This window comes from Janthinobacterium sp. P210006, assembly GCF_036231885.1.
Lineage (GTDB): Bacteria > Pseudomonadota > Gammaproteobacteria > Burkholderiales > Burkholderiaceae_D > Janthinobacterium > Janthinobacterium violaceinigrum.
Genome location: NZ_JAZARD010000004.1, coordinates 281,447 through 305,762 on the forward strand (window position 1 = coordinate 281,447; position 24,316 = coordinate 305,762).

At 58.2% G+C, this 24,316-nt stretch carries 33 protein-coding genes; 2 read left to right on the forward strand and 31 right to left on the reverse strand.

What is annotated here, in order from left to right:
• Positions 1-9 precede the first annotated feature (9 nt).
• From rplO to creB, 24 genes are all read right to left on the reverse strand, one after another.
• Positions 10-441, reverse strand: a complete 432-nt coding sequence (gene rplO, locus VPH41_RS21000; RefSeq protein WP_034753211.1) for a 50S ribosomal protein L15 — start codon at positions 439-441, stop codon at positions 10-12.
• A 30-nt stretch (positions 442-471) separates the two neighbouring features.
• Positions 472-651, reverse strand: a complete 180-nt coding sequence (gene rpmD / locus VPH41_RS21005; protein WP_010394435.1) for a 50S ribosomal protein L30 — start codon at positions 649-651, stop codon at positions 472-474.
• Positions 652-661: 10 nt separating this feature from the next.
• The gene (gene rpsE, locus VPH41_RS21010; RefSeq protein ID WP_010394433.1) at positions 662-1,180 is read right to left on the reverse strand and encodes a 30S ribosomal protein S5; all 519 of its coding nucleotides are present in this window, start codon (positions 1,178-1,180) and stop codon (positions 662-664) included.
• Positions 1,181-1,189: 9 nt separating this feature from the next.
• Positions 1,190-1,552 carry a 50S ribosomal protein L18 gene (gene rplR / locus VPH41_RS21015; protein WP_010394431.1) on the reverse strand — a complete coding sequence of 121 codons (363 nt, stop codon included), beginning with the start codon at positions 1,550-1,552 and terminating at the stop codon, positions 1,190-1,192.
• Between the two features lie 13 nt (positions 1,553-1,565).
• Entirely contained in the window at positions 1,566-2,099 is a 534-nt protein-coding gene (rplF, locus tag VPH41_RS21020) for a 50S ribosomal protein L6 (protein WP_071325661.1), read from the reverse strand.
• A gap of 10 nt (positions 2,100-2,109) precedes the next feature.
• Positions 2,110-2,505, reverse strand: coding sequence for a 30S ribosomal protein S8 (gene rpsH, locus VPH41_RS21025; protein WP_034753208.1), 396 nt, complete (start codon positions 2,503-2,505; stop codon positions 2,110-2,112).
• Positions 2,506-2,519: 14 nt separating this feature from the next.
• Positions 2,520-2,825 (reverse strand): 30S ribosomal protein S14, encoded by a 306-nt coding sequence (gene rpsN / locus VPH41_RS21030; RefSeq protein ID WP_038497021.1) that lies wholly within the window; start codon positions 2,823-2,825, stop codon positions 2,520-2,522.
• A 4-nt stretch (positions 2,826-2,829) separates the two neighbouring features.
• Complete coding sequence (gene rplE, locus VPH41_RS21035) at positions 2,830-3,369, reverse strand: 50S ribosomal protein L5 (RefSeq protein WP_010394421.1); 540 nt, start codon at positions 3,367-3,369, stop codon at positions 2,830-2,832.
• Between the two features lie 6 nt (positions 3,370-3,375).
• On the reverse strand, positions 3,376-3,690 hold the full coding sequence (gene rplX, locus VPH41_RS21040; protein ID WP_034753204.1) for a 50S ribosomal protein L24: 315 nt from the start codon (positions 3,688-3,690) through the stop codon (positions 3,376-3,378).
• A 9-nt stretch (positions 3,691-3,699) separates the two neighbouring features.
• Complete coding sequence (rplN, locus tag VPH41_RS21045) at positions 3,700-4,068, reverse strand: 50S ribosomal protein L14 (protein WP_008444317.1); 369 nt, start codon at positions 4,066-4,068, stop codon at positions 3,700-3,702.
• A gap of 253 nt (positions 4,069-4,321) precedes the next feature.
• Entirely contained in the window at positions 4,322-4,594 is a 273-nt protein-coding gene (gene rpsQ, locus VPH41_RS21050) for a 30S ribosomal protein S17 (RefSeq protein WP_010394415.1), read from the reverse strand.
• Entirely contained in the window at positions 4,591-4,782 is a 192-nt protein-coding gene (rpmC, locus tag VPH41_RS21055) for a 50S ribosomal protein L29 (RefSeq protein ID WP_010394412.1), read from the reverse strand. The genes rpsQ and rpmC overlap by 4 nt, the downstream gene beginning before the upstream one ends.
• A gap of 12 nt (positions 4,783-4,794) precedes the next feature.
• Positions 4,795-5,214 (reverse strand): 50S ribosomal protein L16, encoded by a 420-nt coding sequence (rplP, locus tag VPH41_RS21060; RefSeq protein ID WP_038497037.1) that lies wholly within the window; start codon positions 5,212-5,214, stop codon positions 4,795-4,797.
• 2 nt (positions 5,215-5,216) lie between these two features.
• Positions 5,217-6,041, reverse strand: coding sequence for a 30S ribosomal protein S3 (rpsC, locus tag VPH41_RS21065; protein ID WP_034753199.1), 825 nt, complete (start codon positions 6,039-6,041; stop codon positions 5,217-5,219).
• Positions 6,042-6,050: 9 nt separating this feature from the next.
• Positions 6,051-6,383 carry a 50S ribosomal protein L22 gene (gene rplV, locus VPH41_RS21070; RefSeq protein WP_170840583.1) on the reverse strand — a complete coding sequence of 111 codons (333 nt, stop codon included), beginning with the start codon at positions 6,381-6,383 and terminating at the stop codon, positions 6,051-6,053.
• The gene (gene rpsS, locus VPH41_RS21075) at positions 6,380-6,655 is read right to left on the reverse strand and encodes a 30S ribosomal protein S19 (RefSeq protein ID WP_008444295.1); all 276 of its coding nucleotides are present in this window, start codon (positions 6,653-6,655) and stop codon (positions 6,380-6,382) included. Before rpsS ends, rplV begins: the two co-directional genes overlap by 4 nt.
• Positions 6,656-6,665: 10 nt before the next feature.
• The gene (rplB, locus tag VPH41_RS21080) at positions 6,666-7,493 is read right to left on the reverse strand and encodes a 50S ribosomal protein L2 (RefSeq protein WP_034753198.1); all 828 of its coding nucleotides are present in this window, start codon (positions 7,491-7,493) and stop codon (positions 6,666-6,668) included.
• Positions 7,493-7,810 carry a 50S ribosomal protein L23 gene (gene rplW, locus VPH41_RS21085; protein ID WP_010394398.1) on the reverse strand — a complete coding sequence of 106 codons (318 nt, stop codon included), beginning with the start codon at positions 7,808-7,810 and terminating at the stop codon, positions 7,493-7,495. Before rplW ends, rplB begins: the two co-directional genes overlap by 1 nt.
• Positions 7,807-8,427 carry a 50S ribosomal protein L4 gene (rplD, locus tag VPH41_RS21090; protein ID WP_034753197.1) on the reverse strand — a complete coding sequence of 207 codons (621 nt, stop codon included), beginning with the start codon at positions 8,425-8,427 and terminating at the stop codon, positions 7,807-7,809. The genes rplW and rplD overlap by 4 nt, the downstream gene beginning before the upstream one ends.
• 3 nt (positions 8,428-8,430) lie before the next feature.
• Positions 8,431-9,087 carry a 50S ribosomal protein L3 gene (rplC, locus tag VPH41_RS21095; protein WP_076565200.1) on the reverse strand — a complete coding sequence of 219 codons (657 nt, stop codon included), beginning with the start codon at positions 9,085-9,087 and terminating at the stop codon, positions 8,431-8,433.
• A gap of 334 nt (positions 9,088-9,421) precedes the next feature.
• A complete protein-coding gene (locus tag VPH41_RS21100) occupies positions 9,422-9,634 on the reverse strand; it encodes a hypothetical protein (protein WP_328571397.1) in 213 nt (70 codons plus the stop codon).
• Between the two features lie 219 nt (positions 9,635-9,853).
• Complete coding sequence (gene creD, locus VPH41_RS21105) at positions 9,854-11,245, reverse strand: cell envelope integrity protein CreD (protein WP_328571398.1); 1,392 nt, start codon at positions 11,243-11,245, stop codon at positions 9,854-9,856.
• A gap of 87 nt (positions 11,246-11,332) precedes the next feature.
• Positions 11,333-12,754, reverse strand: coding sequence for a two-component system sensor histidine kinase CreC (gene creC / locus VPH41_RS21110; RefSeq protein ID WP_328571399.1), 1,422 nt, complete (start codon positions 12,752-12,754; stop codon positions 11,333-11,335).
• On the reverse strand, positions 12,751-13,488 hold the full coding sequence (creB, locus tag VPH41_RS21115) for a two-component system response regulator CreB (RefSeq protein WP_328571400.1): 738 nt from the start codon (positions 13,486-13,488) through the stop codon (positions 12,751-12,753). Before creB ends, creC begins: the two co-directional genes overlap by 4 nt.
• A gap of 176 nt (positions 13,489-13,664) precedes the next feature.
• On the opposite strand from creB, the gene VPH41_RS21120 reads away from it, so the two are divergent.
• Positions 13,665-14,213: a tetratricopeptide repeat protein gene (locus VPH41_RS21120; RefSeq protein WP_328571401.1), complete on the forward strand. Its 549-nt coding sequence runs from the start codon at positions 13,665-13,667 to the stop codon at positions 14,211-14,213.
• An 18-nt stretch (positions 14,214-14,231) separates the two neighbouring features.
• Here VPH41_RS21120 and VPH41_RS21125 read toward each other — a convergent pair whose 3' ends face one another.
• The 6 genes from VPH41_RS21125 to rpsL form a co-directional block, all read right to left on the reverse strand.
• Positions 14,232-15,077, reverse strand: coding sequence for a DUF817 domain-containing protein (locus VPH41_RS21125; RefSeq protein ID WP_328571402.1), 846 nt, complete (start codon positions 15,075-15,077; stop codon positions 14,232-14,234).
• 206 nt (positions 15,078-15,283) lie between these two features.
• Complete coding sequence (gene rpsJ / locus VPH41_RS21130) at positions 15,284-15,601, reverse strand: 30S ribosomal protein S10 (RefSeq protein WP_010394389.1); 318 nt, start codon at positions 15,599-15,601, stop codon at positions 15,284-15,286.
• Positions 15,602-15,781: 180 nt separating this feature from the next.
• Positions 15,782-16,972: an elongation factor Tu gene (gene tuf, locus VPH41_RS21135; protein WP_077398776.1), complete on the reverse strand. Its 1,191-nt coding sequence runs from the start codon at positions 16,970-16,972 to the stop codon at positions 15,782-15,784.
• Positions 16,973-17,044: 72 nt separating this feature from the next.
• Complete coding sequence (gene fusA, locus VPH41_RS21140; protein WP_152282043.1) at positions 17,045-19,150, reverse strand: elongation factor G; 2,106 nt, start codon at positions 19,148-19,150, stop codon at positions 17,045-17,047.
• A 108-nt stretch (positions 19,151-19,258) separates the two neighbouring features.
• Positions 19,259-19,729 carry a 30S ribosomal protein S7 gene (gene rpsG / locus VPH41_RS21145; RefSeq protein ID WP_010394377.1) on the reverse strand — a complete coding sequence of 157 codons (471 nt, stop codon included), beginning with the start codon at positions 19,727-19,729 and terminating at the stop codon, positions 19,259-19,261.
• Between the two features lie 152 nt (positions 19,730-19,881).
• Entirely contained in the window at positions 19,882-20,265 is a 384-nt protein-coding gene (gene rpsL, locus VPH41_RS21150) for a 30S ribosomal protein S12 (protein WP_010394376.1), read from the reverse strand.
• A gap of 432 nt (positions 20,266-20,697) precedes the next feature.
• Between rpsL and VPH41_RS21155 the strand changes: the two genes are divergently transcribed.
• The gene (locus VPH41_RS21155) at positions 20,698-22,623 is read left to right on the forward strand and encodes a phosphoethanolamine transferase (RefSeq protein WP_328571403.1); all 1,926 of its coding nucleotides are present in this window, start codon (positions 20,698-20,700) and stop codon (positions 22,621-22,623) included.
• A 9-nt stretch (positions 22,624-22,632) separates the two neighbouring features.
• On the opposite strand, the gene VPH41_RS21160 is transcribed toward VPH41_RS21155, so the two are convergent.
• Entirely contained in the window at positions 22,633-24,216 is a 1,584-nt protein-coding gene (locus VPH41_RS21160) for a MutS-related protein (RefSeq protein WP_328571404.1), read from the reverse strand.
• Positions 24,217-24,316 lie beyond the last annotated feature (100 nt).

Sequence of the window (24,316 nt, forward strand, 5' to 3'; positions counted from 1 at the left end):
GCGGTCAACTCAGGCTACCGAGCCGCCGGCTGCTTCGATGGCTGCTTTCGCGCCAGCGGACACTTTCAAGCCCTTCAAATTCACCGCTTTGGTGATTTCGCCGGACAAGATCACGCGCACGTCACGGGCCAACACGCCCAGAACGCCAGCTTGCTTCAAGACCAGAATGTCGACATCGCCAACAGCCAGGTTGTTCAGATCGGACAGGCGCACTTCAGCTTTGAAGGTTGCGTGCATCGATTTGAAACCGCGCTTAGGCAGACGGCGTTGCAGAGGCATCTGACCGCCTTCGAAACCGACTTTATGAAAGCCGCCCGAACGCGATTTCTGACCTTTGTGACCACGACCCGAGGTTTTACCCAGGCCGGAGCCGATACCGCGACCGACGCGACGCTTGTAGTGCTTAGCGCCTTCGGCTGGTGCAATAGTATTCAATTCCATGATTTGCTCCGTTCGTGTAAGCCCGAAGGCTTACCCGACAACTTTAACGAGATACGATACTTTATTGATCATGCCGCGTACGGATGGGGTGTCTTGCAATTCGGAAACCGAATTTACACGACGCAGACCCAGACCGCGCACGGTAGCGCGATGCGATTCGCGCGTACCGATCAAGCCCTTGACCAATTGCACTTTGACTGTGTTTGTCATTTTGTCCACCTTAAGCCAGAATGTCTTCGACCGACTTGCCGCGTTTGGCAGCGATATCGGAAGCAGTGCTCATTTTCGACAGGCCGTCCAGCGTAGCGCGTACCAGGTTGTATGGGTTGTTCGAACCGGTGGATTTCGCCACCACGTCCGTCACGCCCATCACTTCGAAGATAGCGCGCATTGCGCCACCAGCGATAACGCCAGTACCAGGCTTAGCTGGGTTCATCAGGACCTTGGAGGCGCCGTGACGACCAACAACCGTGTGATGCAAGGTACCGTTTTTGAGCGGTACTTTGATCAGGTTGCGACGGGCTTCTTCCATTGCCTTCTGCACGCCAACTGGCACTTCTTTCGATTTGCCCTTGCCCATGCCGACGCGGCCATCGCCATCACCAACTACGGTCAGCGCGGCGAAACCCATGATACGACCACCCTTGACCACTTTGGTCACGCGGTTGATCGCGATCATTTTTTCGCGCATGCCATCATCCGGCTTGTCGCTTTGCATTTTTGCTTGCATTTTTGCCATGATTGATCCTTAGAACTTCAGACCGGCTTCGCGTGCGGCTTCTGCCAACGCTTTCACACGGCCGTGGTAACGGAAACCGGAGCGGTCGAACGCAACTTCGGTAATTCCTGCTTTCAACGCTTTTTCAGCGACGCGCTTGCCGATCAAGGCTGCAGCAGCGGCATTGCCGCCTTTGCCGGATTGGCCTGCCAGTTCAGCGCGAACTTCCGCTTCAGCCGTCGAGGCCGAAACCAGGACTTTAGCGTCCGGGCTGATCAGGTTGGCGTAAATGTGCAGGTTGGTGCGATGCACCGACAAGCGATTTACTTTCAATTCCGCAATCTTGATGCGGGTTTGGCGTCCGCGGCGAAGCCGTGATTCTTTCTTATCCATCGTCAGCCCCTAATTACTTCTTCTTGGTTTCTTTAAGCTTAACCACTTCGTCCGCATAGCGAACGCCCTTGCCTTTATAAGGCTCAGGAGCGCGGTAAGCACGAACTTCAGCGGCTACCTGGCCAACCTGTTGACGGTCGATACCTTTAATCAGGATCTCGGTCGGGGTTGGTGTTGCGCAGGTAACGCCGGCTGGCATGTCATGCACTACAGGGTGCGAGAAACCCAGGGACAGATTCAGCTTGTCGCCTTGAGCTTGCGCCTTGTAACCCACGCCTACCAGGTTCAGCTTTTTCTCGAAACCCTTGGTGACGCCAACAACCATGTTGTTGACCAGTGCGCGCAGCGTGCCGGACATGGCATTGGCTTCGCGGCTGTCGTTCGCCACGTCGAAACTCAGGGTTCCTGCATTGTTTTCTACTTTGACCAGGCCGGTGAGGGCTTGGGAAAGCACGCCCAGCGGGCCTTTTACGGTGATCGCTTGTGCGGAGATGGCGACTTCGGCGCCAGCTGGCACTACGATAGGCATTTTAGCTACTCGAGACATGTGTAACTCCTTAAGCCACGTAGCAAATAACTTCGCCGCCGACACCGGTAGCGCGTGCTTTGCGGTCAGTCATGACGCCTTGCGGAGTCGACACGATCGCCACACCCAAGCCATTCATCACAACAGGGATCTCGTCTTTACCCTTGTAGACGCGCAGACCCGGACGGGACACGCGCTCCAAGCGCTCAATAACGGGACGGCCAACATAATACTTCAAACCGATCTTCAGTTCCGCCTTGCCACCAGCTTCGGCAACAGCGAAATCTTCAATGTAACCCTCGTCCTTCAGGACGCTGGCAATCGCAATTTTGACTTTCGACGATGGCATGGCCACGGTCGTCTTTTGCACGCCTTGTGCATTGCGAATGCGGGTCAGCATATCGGCGATAGGATCGCTCATACTCATTGCATATTCTCCTATTACCAGCTTGCTTTTGTCATACCCGGAATTTCACCACGCATGGCGAATTCACGGAGCTTGATACGACCCAGACCGAATTTACGGAATGTGCCGCGCGGACGACCGGTGATTGCGCAACGGTTACGTTGACGCGTCGGATTCGAGTTACGTGGCAGCGCTTGCAGTTTCAAGCGCGCTTCGTAACGCTCTTCTTCCGATTTCGACTGGTCATCAACGATGGCCTTCAGCGCAGCGCGTTTGACGGCGAATTTCGCAGCCAGGTCTACACGCTTTTGCTCACGGTTAATCAGTGCCAATTTTGCCATGATCTCAGTTTCTGAACGGGAATTTAAAGGCGGCGAGGAGCGCTTTGGCTTCATCGTCGGTCTTAGCGGTTGTCGTGATGCTGATATTCATACCGCGCAACGCGTCAATCTTGTCGTACTCGATCTCAGGGAAGATGATCTGTTCCTTGACACCGATGTTGTAGTTACCACGACCATCAAATGCACGGCCGTTCACACCACGGAAATCGCGTACGCGCGGCAGAGCCACGGTAATGAAGCGATCCAGGAACTCGTACATGCGAGCGCCGCGCAGGGTGACCATCGTACCGATCGGATAACCTTCACGGATTTTGAAGCCTGCGATAGCTTTGCGGGACTTGGTGGTCACTGGCTTCTGGCCGGCGATCTTGGTCAAGTCAGCAACAGCGTGCTCGAGAACTTTTTTATCCGCGATAGCCTCACCAACACCCATGTTCAGGGTGATCTTGGTCAGGCGTGGAACTTCCATTACCGACTTGTAACCAAACTTGCTGGTCAGGTCGGCAACGACTTTTTCTTTATAGAATTCTTGGAGACGTGCCATGATTTCTTAAGCCTTCACTACTTCGCCGGAGGATTTAAAGATGCGGACTTTCTTGCCGTCCACTTCTTTGAAACCCACGCGATCTGCCTTGCCAGTCGCTGCATTAAACAATGCAACGTTGGACACGTGAATTGGCATGGTCTTATCGACGATACCACCAGTTACGCCAGTCATCGGGTTTGGCTTAGTCGCTTTTTTAGCGATGTTAATGCCGTCAACCACGATATGTTCAGCATCGATACGCTGCTGTACCACACCACGTTTGCCCTTGTCTTTCCCGGTCAGAACGATGACTTCGTCGTTTTTACGAATCTTATCCATTACGACTCCTTACAGGACTTCCGGTGCCAGGGACACGATTTTCATGAACTTCTCAGTGCGCAGTTCGCGCGTGACAGGTCCAAAAATACGGGTACCGATCGGTTCCAGCTTGGCGTTCAACAGAACGGCGGCGTTGCCGTCGAACTTCACCAGGGAACCGTCTTGGCGGCGAACACCTTTAGCGGTGCGCACAACCACGGCGTTATAAATTTCACCTTTTTTGACACGGCCACGTGGCGCAGCAACCTTAACGGTTACCTTGATCACATCGCCAATGCCAGCATAACGGCGCTTGGAGCCGCCCAATACCTTGATGCACATTACTTCTTTGGCACCGGTATTGTCAGCCACTTCGAGCCGGCTTTCAGTTTGAATCATAGTATTCTCTTTCCCAACTTAAGCCGAAGAATCCACACAATGTAGACCCACGGTCAGTCTTGGTCCCGCCAGAGCCGCCCTGCTGGGCTTCACTGTTTGGGTGCATGACCTTCATACATCAACTGACCGCGAATGCTACTGTCTGTGGCCAGACACTTTGCGGCGTTACATGAACGAAGCCCGCAAGTATTACATACAATTTGCGGGCCTGCAAGTACTAATTAAAACCCACCGCCGAAACGGTGGTTTTTATTTAAACGGTTGGTGCGGCTTGAACCACACGTGTCACCGTCCATGCCTTCGTTTTGGAGATCGGGCGACCTTCCTGGATCTCGACCGTGTCACCGGCCTTGACTTGGTTGGTCTCGTCATGCGCGTGATACTTGTTCGAACGCATGATGATCTTGCCATACAAAGGATGTTTTACGTGGCGCTCGATCAGAACGGTAACGGTCTTGTCCATCTTGTCCGAAACCACTTTACCGATCAGCGTGCGCTTGAGCGACTGTTTCACTGGTTCGTTCATTTGGCTTCCTTCAGATTCATTACCGTCTTCACACGCGCGATATCGCGGCGTACCTTCTTGAGCTGCGAAGTGTTGCTCAGCTGCTGCGTAGCGATTTGCATGCGCAGGCCGAACTGTGCCTTCAACAGGTCATTCAGCTCTTTTTGCAGAGCTGGCTGGTCCTTGCCGCGGAGTTCAGATGCTTTCATATACAACTCCAATTATTGGCCGACTTGACGTACGACAAACGTCGTAGCCAGTGGCAGTTTAGCGGCGGCAAGACGGAATGCTTCCCGTGCCAGCGCTTCATCAACGCCATCCATTTCGTACAGTACTTTGCCTGGCTGAATTTCAGCGACGTAGTACTCAGGATTACCTTTACCGTTACCCATACGGACTTCAGCCGGTTTGTTCGAAATCGGTTTGTCCGGGAAAATACGGATCCAGATACGGCCACCGCGCTTGATGTGACGCGTCATTGCACGACGCGCCGCTTCAATTTGACGCGCAGTGATACGACCGCGCGCAACTGCCTTCAGACCGAATTCGCCAAACGACACGGCGGTGCCGCGGCTGTGCGAAATACCGGTATTACGGCCTTTCTGCTCTTTACGATACTTTCTGCGTGCTGGTTGCAGCATGATTATTCTCCTGCTTTCTCAGCTGGTGCTGCTGCGGCGGCCGGTTTAGCGGCGGTACGCACACGTGCACCTGGTGCTGTGGATGGTTTCGCACCGGCACCGGCTGGACGTGGACGGCCAGCTGGCTTGCCATCGTCACGGCGTGGGCCGCGGCTTTTCTTCTCGTCAGCTGGGGTATCGATGACTGGTGCATCGCCGTTAGGCGCGCGGTCACCTTTGTATACCCACACCTTGACACCGATGATGCCGTAGGTGGTCGACGCTTCGCTGGTACCGTAGTCGATATCGGCGCGCAGGGTATGCAGAGGCACGCGGCCTTCGCGGTACCACTCTTTACGTGCGATTTCGATACCGTTCAGACGGCCGGACGACATGATCTTGATACCGAGAGCACCCAGGCGCATTGCATTTTGCATTGCGCGCTTCATGGCGCGGCGGAACATGATCCGTTTTTCCAGCTGCTGAGCGATCGAATCGGCGATCAGTTGCGAGTCGATTTCTGGCTTGCGAATTTCTTCGATGTTCACGTGAACAGGTACGCCCATGATCTTGGTCAGCGCCGACTTCAGTACTTCGATGTCTTCGCCTTTTTTACCAATGACCACGCCTGGACGCGAGCTGTAGATCGTGAAGCGCGCGTTCTTGGCTGGGCGCTCGATAACGATGCGGCCAACGGAAGCGTTCTTCAGTTTCTTTTTCAGGTAAGCACGTGCTTTCAAGTCTTCGTTCAGCATGGCAGCGAAATTACCGTTGCCTGCATACCAGCGCGAAGCCCAGTTACGGGTGACCGCCAGACGGAAACCGGTTGGATGAATTTTCTGACCCATCGTGGCTCCTTAGTTACCGACAGTCACGTAAACGTGACAGGATTGTTTCGAAATACGGTCGCCACGGCCTTTTGCACGCGCGGTGAAGCGCTTCAGGACGGGGCCCTTTTCGACGTAGATCGTTTTCACGAACAATTCGTCGATGTCCGCGCCATCATTGTGCTCGGCATTCGCAATAGCGGATTCCAGAACGCGTTTGATGATCGCAGCACCTTTTTTCGGGCTGAATTGCAAGATGTTGAGTGCAGCGTCAACTTTCTTGCCACGGATCAGGTCAGCAACCAGGCGGCCCTTTTGGTCCGACAGGCGCACACCTTTGAGGATAGCTTTAGTTTCCATTATTTCTTAGCCTTTTTGTCAGCTGCATGGCCCTTGAACGTACGGGTCAGTGCGAATTCGCCGAGCTTGTGACCAACCATGTTTTCGGAAACATAAACCGGCACGTGCAGCTTGCCGTTATGCACCGCGATCGTCAGGCCGATGAAGTCAGGCATGATTGTCGAACGACGCGACCAGGTTTTGATTGGCTTTTTGTCTTTGGCAGCTTGCGCGGCTTCAACTTTTTTCACCAGGTGGGCGTCACAGAACGGCCCTTTTTTCAATGAACGTGTCATGTGCTACCCCTTATTTCTTGCCGCGGCGCGAGACGATCATGGAAGTAGTACGCTTGTTGCTGCGTGTCTTCTTACCCTTAGTCTGTTGGCCCCAAGGCGAAACTGGATGACGACCAGCTGCTGTTTTACCTTCACCACCACCGTGCGGGTGATCGACCGGGTTCATGACCACACCGCGAACGGTAGGACGAACACCGCGCCAGCGCATCGCACCAGCTTTACCGATTTTACGCAGGCTGTGCTCGGCATTGCCGACTTCACCAACCGTTGCACGGCACTCGATGTGCACGCGACGTACTTCACCCGAGCGCAGACGCACTTGAGCGTAGGTACCTTCACGTGCCATCAGCACGACGCCAGCGCCGGCGGTACGTGCCATTTGGGCACCTTTACCTGGCAGCATTTCGACGCAATGCATCACGGTACCGACTGGGATGTTACGGATTGGCAAGCAGTTACCCGATTTGATCGGTGCTTCCGAACCGTTCATCACGCTGTCGCCAACGGCCATGCCTTTGGTTGCGATGATGTAGTGACGTTCGCCGTCGGCGTAGCACAGCAGAGCGATATTCGCGGTGCGGTTTGGATCGTATTCGATACGTTCCACTTTCGCTGGAATACCATCTTTGGTGCGCTTGAAGTCGATCAAGCGATAGTGTTGCTTATGACCACCACCGATATGACGGGTGGTGATGTGACCGTTGTTGTTACGACCAGCGGTCTTGGATTTCTTTTCAACCAGGGCAGCGAACGGACGACCTTTGTACAGGTCGGCATTCACCACCTTCACCATGCCGCGACGGCCTGGCGAGGTTGGTTTCATCTTAACGAGTGCCATTATGCAGCCTCCTCGGAGAAGTTGATTTCCTGGCCAGGCTTCAGGCACACGAAAGCACGCTTGGTATGGTTACGACGACCGTTGAACTTGCCGGTGCGTTTTTGCTTACCTTCGCGGTTTGCAGTTTGCACGGACAGAACTTCAACCTTGAACAGCAGTTCGACCGCTGCCTTGATTTCAGGCTTGGTTGCATCCGGCAGTACGCGGAATACAATTTGCTCGTTCTTTTCCGCGACCATGGTGGCCTTTTCGGAAATCACGGGCGCCAACAGCACCTTCATCAAGCGTTCTTCGCTATGTTTCAAAATCGCGCTCATGCCAGCATCTCCTCAATCTTGGCCAATGCAGCTTTGGTGACCAGGATCTTCTTGTAGAACACCAGGGACATCGGGTCTGCGTGACGTGGCTCAACGACGAGTACGTTAGGCAGGTTGCGCGATGCCAGTTCCAGGTTTTCGTTCAGAACGTCGGTGATGATCAGAACCGAATCAAAGCCCAGGCCGTTCAATTTTTGCGACAGCAGCTTGGTTTTTGGCGCGTCGATCGTCAGATCGTCGATGACGATCAGGCGCTCTTCGCGAGCCAGCTGCGACAGGATCGAGCAGATACCTGCGCGATACATTTTTTTGTTCACTTTGTGGGTGAAGTTTTCGTCAGGCGAGTTCGGGAAAATCCGACCACCGCCGCGCCACAGTGGCGACGACGACATACCAGCACGAGCGCGGCCGGTACCTTTTTGGCGCCATGGCTTTTTCGTCGTGTGGTGAACTTCTTCACGGTCTTTTTGCTTGCGGTTACCACTACGTGCATTCGCTTGATAAGCGATGACGACTTGGTGGATCAGCGCTTCATTGTAGTCACGGCCGAAAATCGTATCGGCTGCAGCAACGTTCGAGGCGGCTTGACCTTGCGCATTCAGAAGCTTGAGTTCCATCGTTTAAGCTCCCTTCTTGGCTTTGGTTTTGATGGCTGGCGAGACAACTACCTGGCCATTTTTCGCACCTGGAATCGCGCCTTTGACCAGCAACAGCTGACGGTCGGCATCGATACGGGCGATCACGAGGTTCTGGATCGTACGGTTAACGTCACCCAGATGACCGGTCATGCGCTTACCAGGGAAAACGCGACCTGGATCTTGCGCCATACCGATGGAGCCTGGAACGTTATGCGAACGCGAGTTACCGTGCGTTTGACGGCCGGAAGCGAAGTGGTAACGTTTGATAACGCCTGCATAGCCTTTACCGATGGTAACGCCTTGCACGTCGATCTTTTGACCGACCTCGAACAGGGAAGCAGCGACAACATCGCCAGCTTTCAGTTCAGCGGCTTTAGCAGCATCAACGCGGAACTCTTTCAACAGAGTACCGGCTTCAACACCAGCTTTAGCGTGATGACCAGCAACAGCTTTGGTCACGCGGGATGCGCGACGTTGACCGAATGCGACCTGAACAGCGGAATAGCCATCTGTTTCAGGGGTTTTGATTTGCGCAACACGGTTGTTCGATACGTCCAACACGGTGACCGGGATCGAATCCCCTTCATCCGTGAAAATGCGCATCATACCAACCTTGCGACCGAGAAGGCCTAGGCTCATTTTTTCTCCATTCCCACCTGCGATTGGGCGGGGCTTGTTTAACTACAAAGTAACGTAGGACTCAAAAAAGACGAATCCATACCGAAGCCGGCTAGTATATAGCACAAAAACCCTTGACGCAACAAGTTAACACGAGGTATGTCAAAGTGTTGCGCGACGCCCCTGCGGGAGTTGTCGGACACCCCGAAAAATACCCCCTTCTCCAGCGCAAAGCGGCCATCCATGCGCCCTGGCGCCCCAAAAAAAGAAAGGCGCGGACCGGACTTGTCGCCCGGCTCGCGCCCAATGCTTTCACGCCGTCATGCCCGCCGGCCTACCGGACGGGCATGCCGCCTTAACCGCCGTGCGTGCGGTCGCAGTTGGCGGTGCAGGTGTCGAGGATCATTTGGCAGATGGGGCTGCTGCCAGCCAGGCCGCCACCGCCCGTGCAGTTGGCGACCTTTTGCCAGCAACCGGAATAGCATTGCTGCAATTCAATGCTCGTGGCATAGGCATAGCTGCCGCTCAGGCTGCAGGCGAAAAGGAAAAAAGCCAGTTTCTTGATCATGGTGCTGTCTCCAGGTTGTTATGAGTGAGGATGAAAGGCACTGCCTGGCGGCACCAGGCCATCCTGCCTGACGCCGCCCTACTGCTCCGGTACGCTGCGCACGTCGTTGCGCGCGCTGCAAAGATCAATACCAAAGAGTACCGTAAACAATACCAAATTAACACCACTTATTTACCAAATCAGCAATGTTTATATCGCATCGCCGGACAGCTCCCGGCGCTATTGCCCGCCCTTGCCTACCTGGTACCAGTCCACCTTGCGCGTGGCCACCATGATGGCTGCCAGCACGGCAAACAACAGGATGCTGCCCATTACCAGCGCATTGTTTTCCGAGCTCAGCAAACCGTACAGCGCGCCGTACAGCACCGTCAGCGCCACGCCGAAGCCGATGGCGCGCCACGCGTTATGCAGCACGTGCACCAGATAAAAGCTGGTCAGCACGATGCAGGCGGCGCTGGCGATCAGGTAGGCGGCGAGGAAGGCGATGTGCTCGGCCAGGCCCACCAGCAGCAGGAAAAAGATCACCAGCGACAAGCCCACCAGCAAATATTGCACCGGATGGATGGGCAGGTTCTTCAGGATCTCGAAGATGAAGAAGGCGGCAAAGGTCAGCGCCACGAACAGCAAGCCATACTTGGTGGCGCGGTCCGATTGCGAATACACGTTGATCGGCTCGATGAAGCCCACGTTGAAGCGGTCCACCTGGCCCAGCGGGGCGCTGTCGGGCACCTTGAACTCGCCCTCGATCGTGCTCAGCTGCGTTTGCGCATTGGTGGCCAGCGAAGAGATGTTCCACTCGACCTGGAAGCCATCGGCGTTGATCTGGCGGTGTTTCGGCGACGGCAGGAAGCGCCCGCCAAATTGCGGATGGGGCCAGTTCGACTTGACGGTGACCTGGTTGTTTTTCGCCACCGGCACGACATGCAGGCGTTCGATGCCGTCCAGGCCCAGGTCGAACGCAAAGGGCACCTGCTGCGGCGCGGCCAGGGGCATGGCGCCGAGGGGCGCATGCAAGCCGCTGCGGAACGCAAGCAAGTCAGTTCCCTGCTCGAATTCGATCCCCCGTCCGCCCCAGTCGATTTTCGGGATGTTGCGGATGCCGCGCACGTCCTCGATCGACAGGGCAACAAAGGGCTCGCCCAGGGTCACGCGCGAGTCGGGCGACTTGCGCGGCAGCTGCGTACTGGCCGGCACCGTAAAGTCGCCCTTGAACGCATGCTGGCCACTGTAGACGAGCACCTGGTGGATGCCGCGGTAGCGGCGGTCCGCCTCGATGTTGCCACTGATCAACAGGCTGTTCGGGTAGACGAGCAAACGGCGCTGCACCGTTCGGCGCAGCAACTCCGTGCGCACAGGCAACTTCACTTCCTGTGACTTGTCATCGCCCTTGGCCACTTCCACGCGCTCTTCATACTGCTCCGTGTAGGGGATCACCAGGATGGGGCCGATGATGGTTTGTTCGCGCACGGAATCGGCGGCGATGCTGTTGACGGCTTCCTGGCGGAATTCCATCCGCTCCTTGATCGTTTCCTGGATCATCAGCAGAGGCAGGCCGATCAGCAGCATCAGGCCGAACACGATCAGCGCTTTGACGAGTAAAGTTTTTTGCATGGCGCATCCTTGAAGTAAGGCAGCCAGTGTAAAAAAGCTGTATGCGCTGACGATGCAGTCCGTGTGAAGCCGGCAAGTAAAGGGCGCTCACGCCAGCGGCAGGCACAGGCGCGCGCAGGCGCCGCCCTCCGCATGATTGATGACCTCGACCGTGCCGCCATGCAGGGACGCCACTTCACGCACGAAGGGCAGGCCCAGCCCCGTGCTCTTGCCGGCGCTGGGGCGCGGCAAGGAATAGAAGCGCTCGAAGACGCGCTCGAGCGCATACGCGGGTATGCCCGCACCCCGGTCGCGCACGGTAATTTCCACCTGCATGCCCTCGCGCCGCGCCGTCAGGTCGATACAACTGCCGGGCGGCGCAAAGCCAGCCGCATTGTCGAGCAGATTGCCCAGCGCCTGGCGCAGCAGCAGGGGGTCGCCCGCCACGCTGCCCTCCTCCGCCTGCAACTGCAGGCGCACGCCGCGCGCCGCCAGGGCAGCGGCGCCATCCTGCGCCACTTGCGCCAGCAGCGGCCCCAGCGCGATGCGCTCGGGATGCTCCAGGCGCTGCTGCTTTTCCACGCGCACCAGGGCCAGCAGCTTGTCGATCAATTGGCGCTGGCGCGCATTCTGTTCCAGGATGCTGGCGAGGAACTGGCGCCGCTCGGCCGGCGGCATCTCTTCCTGCAGCAGTTCGGCCGACGCCTGGATGGCGGCGATCGGGCTTTTCAATTCATGCGCCAGCGTGTGCATCAGCTGCTCCACATATTCCTTGCCTTCCAGGCGCGTGCGCATCGCCTCCAGCGCCCGCCCCAGGGTGCCGATCTCGTTCCGGCCCAGCGCCGGCAACGCCACCTTGCGCCCCGCTTCCACGTCGCCGATGTAATGCATCAGCTTGCCAAGCGCATGGTGCAGCCACCAGGCAAATGCCAGGCCGATCAGCAGCGACAGCAGCAACAGCACGGCGCCGCGCTGCAGGATCTTGCGCTGGCTGCGCTCGACAAACGCCTGCACGCTGGCATTCGGCTTGGCCACTGTCAGCACGCCGATCACCTCGTTGCCATCGCGAATCGGCGCAGCCACGTGCATGACGGTCGACATCTCGTCGTCGGGCCGGCTGCGCGTGCTGCGCGCGCCGTACTTGCCCTGCAAGGTGAGGTACACATCATTCCAGCGCGAATAATCGCGGCCCACGTCGCGCCCGCTGGAATCGAACAGCACGATGCCGTGTCGGTCCGTGATGGTGATGCGGTAATCGAGCGTGCGCTTGCGCACGCCATTGATATTGATGTCCACGCCATGGCGCGCGTAATCCTGCATGCGCTCGGTCAAGGCCGACTGCGCCAGCTTGCCCTCCTTCAGGTCCGGCGCCACCAGGCTGGCCAGCAGCTGCGAGGTATCGACCAGCGTGTCCTCGAGGGTGGAACGCACGCCCGGCTTGACCTGTTCCATGAAGACATTCAGCAGGAACCACGCAGCCAGGCCCACGATCAGGAAGTAGCCGAGCAGAATGCGCAGGCCGATCTTCATGCGCCGGCCAGGCTGTAGCCGAGGCCACGGTGGGTGTGGATGGGGTCGGCTTGCGCATCGACGGCACGCAGCTTGGCGCGCAGCGATTTGACGTGCGCATCGACGGTACGGTCGAGCGTGTCGGGCGCGCCGCTCCACACGCGCTCCATCAGCTGCGCGCGCGACAGGACGTGGCCCGGATGCTCGAGCAAGGCCTTCAGCAGCAGGTATTCGTAGCGGGTCAGCTCCAGCGGCTGGCCCTGGAACAGCACGCGCGCCTCGAGCGCGCGCAGCTCGAAGCGCGCCGGCGCCGGCACCGCTGGCGCGACGCCAGCAGCTATCGTCATGCCAGTCGCGCGCGGGGCTGGCGCGGCGCCGGCGCGGCGCAAAATGACGCGGATGCGGGCCACCAGTTCGCGCGGCGAAAACGGTTTCGTGACGTAGTCGTCGGCGCCGATTTCCAGGCCGACAATGCGGTCGATCTCATCGCTGCGGGCCGTCAGGAAGATCACCGGCACGTCGGAAAACTGGCGCAGCCGCCGGCACACTTCCAGCCCGCTCATGTCGGGCAGTCCCACGTCGAGCACCACGAGCACGGGCATGCATGCGGCTTCCGCGGGCGTCGGACGCAGCGCGGCCAGCGCTTGCTCGCCCAACATCACATGGCGCGGCGTAAAGCCATCCGTGCGCAAGGCATAGGCGATGCTGTCGGCAATCGCCTGTTCATCTTCCACGATCAGGACAGTCTTGGACATGGCGGCGGCACGCAGTAATGGACAAGCCCGGAGTATCCCTGAAGCGGGCAAGCGGCGTCAATCGCGCGCCTTGCCGTGCGCCGGCGAAAAGCCGCCCATGCCAAAAAAACTTATAGTATATTTATCACAGCATGACTCCACCGATACACCGTGTCCAACACCCGTCCGAGGAGACTATGAAGACCCATACCATCAGCCTGCTATGCGCTGTCAGCCTGCTGGCCGCCTGCGCGGCGCCCGCGACACTCGCCACCTCCAACGCACAACACGACGCCTGCAACGCGGCCGAGCTCAAAGGCCAGCTAGGCGAAGCAGAACTGGCCTGCGTACAGGCGCTGCAAAGCGCCGAGCAGGCCGGGGCCAGCGCGGACATCCTCTCGCAGCGCCAGTACAACCTGGGCCGCATCAAGCGCTTGCAGGGCAAGAATACGGAAGCGGAGCAGCTGTTCCGGCAGGCGCTGGCCACGGAAGAGGCGGCGCAGCCACGCAGCGATGCGCGCGTCGGCCGCCGCATGGTGGAGCTGGCGTCGGCGCTGGCCGCGCAAGGCAAGTGGCAGGAAGGCACGGGCTACCTGGAACGCGTGCTGCCGCTGCTGCCGAAGCTGTCGCCAGCCTCGCGCACCTATTCGGCGGAGGTGCTGCGCCAGTACGCCAGGCAGCTGCAGGGCGGCCCGCAAGCGGGACTGGGCGCGCGCTTTGACGCCGTGGCGGCCAGCCTGCAATAAGCCGTGCCGGAGCCCGGCCTATGGCTGGGCAACGTGGATGCTGGCCTTGATATGCTTGAGGTGGGCCACGATGGTGAACGTCATCACCACCAGCAGCGACCACGAGCTCCATTTGCTGACATGCACGGCCGACCAGGCGCCAAGCTGGTTCGGATAGCGCCACACGCCCCAGAAGGTGCTGATGTTCTCGGCCAGCCAGATAAAGAAGCCGACCAGCACGAAACCGAGCAGCAAGGGCATGCTGCGGTCGCGGTCGAGCGGACGGAACACCACGGTCGTGCGCGCGTACAAGCCCAGCGCGCAGGCGGCCAGGTACCAGCGATAGTCGCCGATGTAGTGGTGGGTGAAGAAGTTGGCGTAGATCAGCACTGCGATCAGCACCGCCATCCAGTACGGCGGATGGTGGCGTATCCGCATATCGAGCAGGCGCCAGGTCTGGATGATGTAGCTGCCGACGGCCGCGTACATGAAGCCGGAAAACAGGGGGACGCCGAACACTTTGGTATAGGCAAAGTCGGGATAGCTCCACGACTGGATCGTCCCCGATACCTTGAATACCTCCAGCACGAAACCCACCGCATGAAACAGGCAGATGGCTTTCAGCTCATCCCACGTTTCCAGTCCGCTCCAGACCATCGCGGCCTGGATCGCCAGCGCCACCAGCAGCAGCACGTCATAGCGCGGCAAGCCGAACAGGCCGGCGCGGGGCACCAGGAACACGGCGGCAAAAAACAGCCCCACGAACAGGCACGACCTCGCCTCCTTGATGCCGAAATACAGGAATTCGGTCAGGAAGCGGGGCCAGCCGCGCAAGCGCTGGCGTGGAGCCGCATTTAACAGGTGGGTATCGAGGGCATTGAGCATGCAGCAACTTTATCGGCGGGCTGCCGCACTGTAAAGCGGTTTTGCAAGCGCACGCCCGTGTCGGCCACGCGCCAATGGCAATGGGGCCGGGCGCACTCACGATCGTGAGCAGGCCCGGCCCCATCATCAGGCAGCGGGACACCCCGCCAGCCTGGAACAGCTGTCAACGCCCGGTACTACGGCGCGGACAACTGCCCTGGAAACTCTTATTGCAGTTTGATTTCGACATCAACACCAGCTGGCAGGTCCAGCTTCATCAGCGCGTCAACGGTTTTGTCCGTTGGGTCAACGATGTCCATCAGGCGTTGGTGCGTACGGATCTCGAACTGATCGCGCGAAGTTTTGTTGACGTGCGGGGAACGCAGCACATCGAAACGTTGAATACGGGTAGGCAGTGGTACTGGGCCTTTGACGACAGCGCCGGTGCGCTTCGCGGTTTCAACGATTTCCAGAGCGGACTGGTCGATCAGTTTGTAATCGAAAGCCTTCAGGCGGATACGGATTTTTTGGTTTGGTGCCGACATGATATTTCCTTAAAAGAACGAACCGCGCGGTGTGCACGGCAATGAGGTCATACGGGGAATTTCTGACGCAACAACCGTCAGGGTCGACATGATAGCACCAAAATGCTTGCCAACCCCGGCAGTTGAATAAAAAGAAGGGCGCCGGGCGACGACGCGTCTTCTTTTATAGCCGCTTAATAATTAAGCGATGATTTTTGCAACAACACCAGCGCCGACGGTACGGCCGCCTTCGCGGATAGCGAAGCGCAGACCTTCTTCCATCGCGATCGGGTTGATCAGCTTGACGGTGATCGACACGTTATCGCCTGGCATAACCATTTCTTTGTCTGCTGGCAACTCGATCGAACCGGTTACGTCCGTCGTACGGAAGTAGAACTGTGGACGATAGTTGTTGAAGAATGGCGTATGACGGCCGCCTTCGTCTTTCGACAGAACATAGATCTCGCCGGTGAAGTGGGCGTGCGGCTTGATCGAGCCTGGCTTTGCCAGAACTTGACCACGTTGCACGTCTTCACGCTTGGTGCCGCGCAGCAGCAGACCAACGTTGTCGCCTGCTTGACCTTGGTCCAGCAGTTTGCGGAACATTTCCACGCCGGTGCAAGTCGTTTTGACGGTATCGGTGATACCAACGATTTCGATCTCTTCGCCGACTTTAACAATGCCGCGCTCGATACGACCGGTCACAACGGTACCGCGACCCGAGATCGAGAACACGTCTTCCACTGGCATCAGGAATGCACCGTCAACAGCGCGCTCTGGCGTTGGGATGTAGGCATCCAGCGCATCGGCCAGACGCAGCACTGCGTCAACGCCCATTTCGCCTTCTTTGCCTTCCAGCGCCATACGTGCCGAACCTTTGATGATTGGCAGGTCGTCGCCTGGGAATTCGTACTTCGACAACAGCTCGCGCACTTCCATTTCAACCAGTTCCAGCAGCTCTGCGTCGTCGACCAGGTCGCACTTGTTCAGGAACACGATGATGTATGGAACGCCAACTTGGCGGGCCAGCAGGATGTGTTCGCGGGTCTGTGGCATTGGGCCGTCAGCTGCGGAGCACACCAGGATCGCGCCGTCCATCTGGGCAGCACCGGTAATCATGTTTTTGATGTAATCGGCGTGGCCTGGGCAGTCAACGTGCGCGTAGTGACGCGTTTCCGTTTCGTACTCGACGTGGGCGGTGTTAATCGTGATACCGCGCGCTTTTTCTTCTGGAGCCGCATCGATCTGGTCGTATGCTTTAGCTTCGCCGCCGAATTTCTTCGACAGAACCGTTGCGATTGCAGCGGTCAGCGTGGTTTTACCGTGGTCGACGTGGCCGATGGTGCCGACGTTGACGTGCGGCTTGGTCCGTTCGAATTTACCTTTTGCCATTTTATTCTTCCTTAGAACAATGATTTAAATGTAGGGACCGGCATTCTCGTGAAAGCCGGCCCGGAACTTCTATTACTTAGCTTTCGAGCTTACGATTGCTTCAGTCACATGCTTAGGTGCTTCAGCATAGTGCTTGAATTCCATCGTGTAAGTCGCACGACCTTGGGTCGACGAACGCAACGACGTGGCGTAACCGAACATTTCCGACAGAGGTACTTCGGCCTTGATGATCTTGCCGCCACCGCCAGCAATTTCATCCATACCTTGCACCATGCCGCGACGCGACGACAGATCGCCCATCACGGTACCGGCGTAATCTTCCGGCGTTTCCACTTCCACGGCCATCATCGGCTCCAGGATGACTGGCGATGCTTTGCGGCAGCCATCTTTGAATGCCATCGAAGCGGCCATGCGGAATGCATTTTCGTTCGAGTCAACATCATGGTACGAACCGAAGAACAGCGTGACTTTAACGTCAACGACTGGGTAGCCAGCCATCACGCCCGAAGTCAGCGTGTCGCGCACACCTTTTTCAACTGCAGGGATGTATTCGCGAGGAACGGTACCGCCCTTGATCGCGTCAACGAATTCGAAGCCCTTGCCCGGTTCTTGCGGTTCGATCTTCAGAACCACGTGACCGTATTGACCACGACCACCCGATTGCTTGACGAATTTGCCTTCCGACTCTTCGCACACTTTACGGATCGTTTCGCGGTAAGCCACTTGTGGCTTGCCGACGGTCGCTTCAACGTTGAATTCACGCTTCATGCGGTCAACGATGATGTCCAGATGCAACTCGCCCATACCGGCGATGATGGTCTGGCCCGATTCTTCATCGGTACGCACGCGGAACGATGGATCTTCTGCTGCCAGACGGTTCAGCGCCAAGCCCATTTTTTCCTGGTCGGCCTTGGTTTTTGGCTCAACTGCCTGGGAAATCACTGGCTCAGGGAAGACCATGCGCTCCAGAACAACGCTTGCCTTTTCATCGCAAAGCGTATCGCCGGTGGTGGTGTCTTTCAGACCCACAACGGCGGCGATGTCGCCAGCGCGCATTTCCTTGATTTCTTCGCGTTCGTTCGCTTGCATCTGCACGATACGGCCGATACGCTCTTTCTTCTGCTTCACGGAGTTCAACACCGAGTCGCCCGAATTCAGGGTACCCGAGTAGCAACGGATGAAGCACAGCTGACCCACGAACGGATCGGTTGCGATCTTGAACGCCAATGCCGAGAACTTCTCATTGTCGTCGGCTGCGCGCTCGACTGGCTGCTCGTCGTCATCCAGACCTGGAACAGGTGGAATGTCGATAGGCGATGGCAGGTACTCGATAACCGCGTCCAACATCGCTTGTACGCCCTTGTTTTTAAAGGCGGTACCGCACAACATTGGAACGATTTCGCTGGCGATCGTACGCTGACGCAAGGCAGCCTTGATCTCGGCTTCCGACAGGTCGCCTTCTTCCAGGTACTTGTTCATCAGCTCTTCCGATGCTTCAGCAGCGGCTTCGACCATGTTCTCGCGCCACTTGGCAGCATCAGCGGCCAGGTGTGCAGGAATGTCGCCGTATTCAAACTTCATGCCTTGCGAAGCGTCGTCCCAAATGACGGCCTTCATCTTGACCAGATCGATAACACCGGTGAAGACATCTTCAGCGCCGATAGGCATCTGAATTGGCACTGGGTTGGCTTTCAGACGCGAACGCATCTGATCGTAGACCTTGAAGAAGTTGGCGCCGGTACGGTCCATCTTGTTCACGAAGGCCAGACGTGGCACTTTGTACTTGTTAGCCTGACGCCATACCGTTTCCGATTGTGGCTGCACGCCGCCGACTGCACAGTAAACCATGCAGGCGCCATCCAACACGCGCATCGAACGTTCCACTTCAATGGTGAAGTCAACGTGGCCTGGGGTGTCGATGATGTTGATGTGGTGAGCTGGGAAGTTGTTAGCCATGCCTTTCCAGAAGCACGTAACAGCAGCCGAGGTAATCGTGATACCGCGCTCTTGCTCTTGTGCCATCCAGTCGGTGGTGGCAGCGCCATCATGGACTTCGCCCAGCTTGTGGTTCACGCCTGTGTAGAACAGGACGCGCTCGGTCGTGGTCGTCTTACCTGCATCGATGTGAGCGGAGATACCGATATTACGATAGCGCTCAATGGGGGTCTTGCGGGCCATAATTAATCCTAAATGAATGGACAAAACCGAGCAGCATTTTTTTGCAAAAATGAGCCCGGCCTCGAACAACAGATGCTTGACAGCCGCCTTGCGGTAGCTGGCTTTATATTAGAAGCGGAAATGCGAGAACGCTTTGTTCGCTTCAGCCATACGATGGACTTCGTCGCGTTTTTTCATCGCGCCGCCGCGGCTTTCAGCCGCTTCCATCAGCTCACCGCCGAGGCGTTGTGGCATCGATTTTTCGCTGCGCTTGTTAGCAGCTTCACGCAACCAACGCATGGACAGAGCCATACGACGGACTGGGCGAACTTCGACCGGCACCTGGTAGTTTGCACCACCGACGCGACGGGATTTCACCTCAACCAACGGCTTGGCGTTGTTGATTGCGGTAGCAAAAACTTCGAGCGGATCTTTGCCCGATTTTGCTGCGATGTGCTCGAAAGCACCGTAGATGATGTTTTCTGCAACCGATTTCTTACCGGACAGCATCAGCACGTTTACAAATTTAGCGACATCAGTGTTGCCGAATTTTGGATCTGGCAAAATTTCGCGCTTGGGTACTTCACGACGACGTGGCATATCAATTCCTTTCAATCTTCAGTTGAGCGCGCGTTCTTCGCACACTCGCGGACGACCATCATAGTCTTCCACTTACTCGACCAGATGCGGTCGACTACATTCACTTAGCTAGTTGCCACTGAGCGAAACTTGGGTTTGCTGCGTACAACTTATTACTTCTTGCCTGCTTTAGCGCGCTTGGTACCGTACTTCGAACGCGATTGCTTACGGTCTTTAACGCCTTGGGTATCCAGGGCACCGCGAACCATGTGGTAACGCACACCCGGCAAATCCTTAACGCGACCGCCGCGCAGCAGCACAACACTATGCTCTTGCAGGTTATGGCCTTCACCGCCAATGTACGAAATCACTTCGAAACCATTGGTCAGACGAACTTTAGCGACTTTACGCAGAGCCGAGTTAGGCTTCTTTGGAGTCGTGGTGTAAACACGTGTGCAGACGCCACGTTTTTGCGGGCTGTTTTCCAGCGCCGGCGATTTGCTCTTCACGGTCAAAGCGACGCGTGGATTGCGAATCAATTGATTGATGGTTGGCATCGTTATAAATCCAACAAAAAACTACGATTAATAACCCGGGCAAGATGCCCGGCGACTAAAACCTCGTCCCGCTTTCATCTACTGCGCACCGGAGGCGCCCGCAGCCACTCGATAAGGAGCGGCCATGAAATGCCAAGCAATACGTAAACGATGAGCAGAATAAAATCGAGAACTCGCTAGTTTAGACCTTGTGTTACAGGGGGTCAATCAGTTTACCGCTTTTTGCTATAAAAAAAGGCAAAAAAGCGGCTTGTTTGTGGCATTTTGACTAATCTTTGATGCCCGGGCGCGCACGCCGGCACCGCGTGGCAATTGATGATTTGGCATTCTTTCTCTGCAGCAAAGCCTCGCACGGACGCATTCTTGTATGACCGCAACACAACAAAAGGATTGATAATAGCGGACATTTTTCGCTGCGTTCCCGCCCCCTTTATGCACCCCTTGCTTCGCCCCGCCAATCTGTTCCTGCTCCTGACCTATGCCTTGCTGACGGCCGTGCCCTTCATCCCCTCGCTGCTGGGACGTCCGCTCGAGCATCCCTGGCAGATGCTCACGTTCGAGCTGCTGGCCTGGCTGGCCGTCTGGAGCATCTTCAAGCGTCCCGCGTACTTCCACTGGCTGCTGGTGCCCGCCTTCCTCGCCCTGCCGACGGAAATCTACCTGTTCATCTTCTATGGCCAGGGCATTTCCACGCACCACCTGGGCATTATCTTCGAAACCAGCCCCAAGGAAGCGATGGAATTCCTGGGGCAAAAAGTGTGGCTGATGGGCGCCGTCATGCTGGGCGTGATCGCCTGGTGCATTCTGAGCTGGTTGGCGGCCGCGCGCACGCGCGCGCTGGACTGGCGCGGCAAGACGCGCCCGGCGGCCTTCGTGCTGCTGGTCCTGCTGGGCGGCTTCTGGTGGTATGGCTACGAATTCGGTTTCGAGGCCAAGGTCCTGCATAGCGCTGCCGCGTCCGCCAAAGCCGGCAAGCCGTCGGCGAGCGGCAAGGCGGGCGCCTCCGGCTTCGGCGACGCCAGCTCGGCCGACGACGAAGCGGCCGAGGAAGACGAGGAAAGCAGCAAGCCGGAGAACGCCAGCATTGCCGGCGCCGATGAAACGGGACTGGGCTGGCCCAGCCTGCCCCACTGGGCGCGCCTGCCCTACGCCTTCGACACCGTCAGCAATTCCTGGCCCTTCGGCCTGGCCGCGCGCGGCTTCGATTTCTACAAGGAGCGCAAATACCTGGCCGAACTGGGTCAGAAAAGCAGCAGCTTCCGTTTCGGCGCGCACCAGCAAAATCCCGATCCCCATCCGGAAGTGGTGGTCATGGTGATCGGCGAATCGTCGCGCTATGACCGCTGGAGCCTGAATGGCTACGAACGCGACACCAATCCCCTGCTGAAACAGGAAAGCAACCTGGTGCCGCTGGCCGATGTCATCACGGCCGTCTCCGCCACGCGCCTGTCCGTGCCCGTCATCATCTCGCGCAAGCCGGCCACGCAAAGCCTGAAGGATGGCTTCTCGGAAAAATCCTTCCTCACCGCCTACAAGGAAGCCGGCTTCAAGACCTACTGGCTGTCGAACCAGATCTCGTTCGGCCAGTTCGATACGCCCGTCTCCGTGTTTGCCAAGGAAGCGGACGTGGTGCAATTCCTGAACCTGGGCGGCTTCACCAACAATTCGAACTTCGACCAGATCCTGTTCGATCCGTTCAAGAATGCGCTGGCCGATCCGGCGCCGAAAAAACTCATCGTGCTGCATACCCTGGGCAGCCACTGGAACTACAGCCAGCGCTATCCGAAGTCCTTCGACAAGTGGCAGCCGTCGCTGTTCGGCGTCGACAAGCCCGTCTACACGGACACGGCTATCAAGCCCCAGCTGAACAACAGCTACGACAGCTCCATCCTGTACACGGACTGGTTCCTGTCGAACGTGATCGGCATGCTGAAGGACGATGGCCAGCGCACTGCCCTGCGCAGCTCGCTCGTCTACGTGGCCGACCATGGCCAGACCCTGTATGACGGCACGTGCCGCCTGGCCTTCCACGGGCATAACACGCAGTTCGAATTCCACGTGCCCGCCTTCGTCTGGTATTCGCCGCAGTTCCAGCAGCACTATCCGGACAAGGTGACGCAGCTGCAGCGCCACCAGAAGGCGCGTCTGTCGACGGAAAACATGTTCCACACCCTGCTCGACCTGGGCGACATCCGCTTTGCCGGCGAACAGCCCGAGTGGAGCATCGCCAGTCCCCGCTTCAAGCAGCACAAGCGCTACGTCGACAGCTACGGCTGGACCAATTACGACAACGCCATCATCCGCGGCGATTGCCGCGAAGTGATCGACAAGAGCACGCCGGAGCAGCAGGACAAGTAAGGACGGCCATCAGGCCCGTTCGAGCACGCCGCCGCAATCGGCCGGTTGCGCCATGTGCGTGCTGAGCCAGTCGAAGACGCGCCCCGCCTTGTCCGCGATGCGGGCGTCAAAGCCGCGCTGCGCCAGCAGGGCAATGCCATTCGTGGCCTGCAGCACGCCGGGCGCCAGCTGCAACACGCCCTTGTCATCGCGGCGCACGCACCACGGCGCCAGGCAGTCTTCCAGCAGCGGCCCCAGCACCAGGTTGTGCGACGAGACGATCACCAGATGCCGCGCCGCCAGGCTGTGCAGCACGGCGGCGGCCGCGGCCACCGATTCGAGGTGGTTCGTGCCACGGAAAATCTCGTCGATCAGGAACAGCGCCGGCGCACCTTCCTCGGCCAGCGCCAGCAATTCGCGCGCGCGCCGCAATTCGGCGATATAGAGACTTTCGCCGCCGTCGAGCGAGTCCTCGTTCTGCATGCTCGAATACAGGGGCAGCAGCGGCACGCGGGCCGCCTGCGCATAGCAAAAGCCGAAGGCGCGCGCACTGATCAGATTGAGCCCCACACCGCGCAGCAAGGTACTTTTTCCCACCGCATTCTGGCCTGAGATGAAAGCCCCGCGGCCATCGAGCCGCAACGACAGCGGCTTGGCGCCATCGAGCAGCGGATGCACCATGGCGTCGAGCGACAATTGCCGCCCGCCGGCTTCCTGCGCCCAGCAGAACTGCGCGCTTCCGCGCAGGTGGCGCGCCAGGGCCAAGTCCGCTTCCAGGTCGGCCAGCAGCAGGAAACTCTGGCGCAGGAAGGCGCGTTCGCGCCGCACCACGCGCAGGCTGTGAAAGTAGCGCCGGATATTGCCCAGCATGAGCCAGTCGTCGTATTCGCTCAGCAGGGGAATCATCTTGATCCAGCGCACCGGCGTGATCTGCCGGTTGATCACGCCGGCAGCCCGCCCGCCTTCCCGCAGGTCCGCCGTGAACGCCGTGTCGAGCGCCCCCAGTCGGCCATGCACCAGCAGCATCTGCTGTAACGTAAAGACGCTGCGCTCCCACGGTTTGCAACGGTCGTGAAAACGCATCTGCAACGCCATCAGCAAGAACCAGACGGGTACCGCGACGGCCCATGCCAGCGGCGCAAACAGCCACGCGGCCAGCAGCGACGCCAGCAGCGCCAGTGTCGGCAGCAGCAACCAGCGGCTCCACCACGATGGTGCCGGCGGCGGGGCGCCGCACAGCAAGGCGGCCACTTCCATGTCGGCCGTACGCAGCGGCAGCATGGCTTGCTCGAGCGCCGCCTGCTGGGCCGGTGCGGCCAGCAGGGCAGCGATGCGCGCGCGCGAGGCGGCATCGGCCGTACCGCTCGCCAGGCGCTGATGCAATCGCTGCTGACCGAGAATGCTGGCCTGCGCGGCAAGCTGCGCATGGTAGCCATCCAGCAGCATTTCCTCCCACGTCTGGCTATCGAGCTGGGGCAAACCACCCTCGATCCCTTGCAACATGGCGATGTCGCTGGCGACAAATGGATAATCGAGTTCCGCCGGTTCGGGCAGGCTGGCAAACTGACGCAGCCAGGGGCGCAGGCGGGCAAAAAGGGAGGGCGAAGGCGACATCATGCTCCAAAGAAGGGGCCAGCATGGCGCCGCGCGCCATCACTGCCTGGGCAGCAGTTCAGGTCGATTGCCAGAATATCAAGATCCATGCGCAAACGCC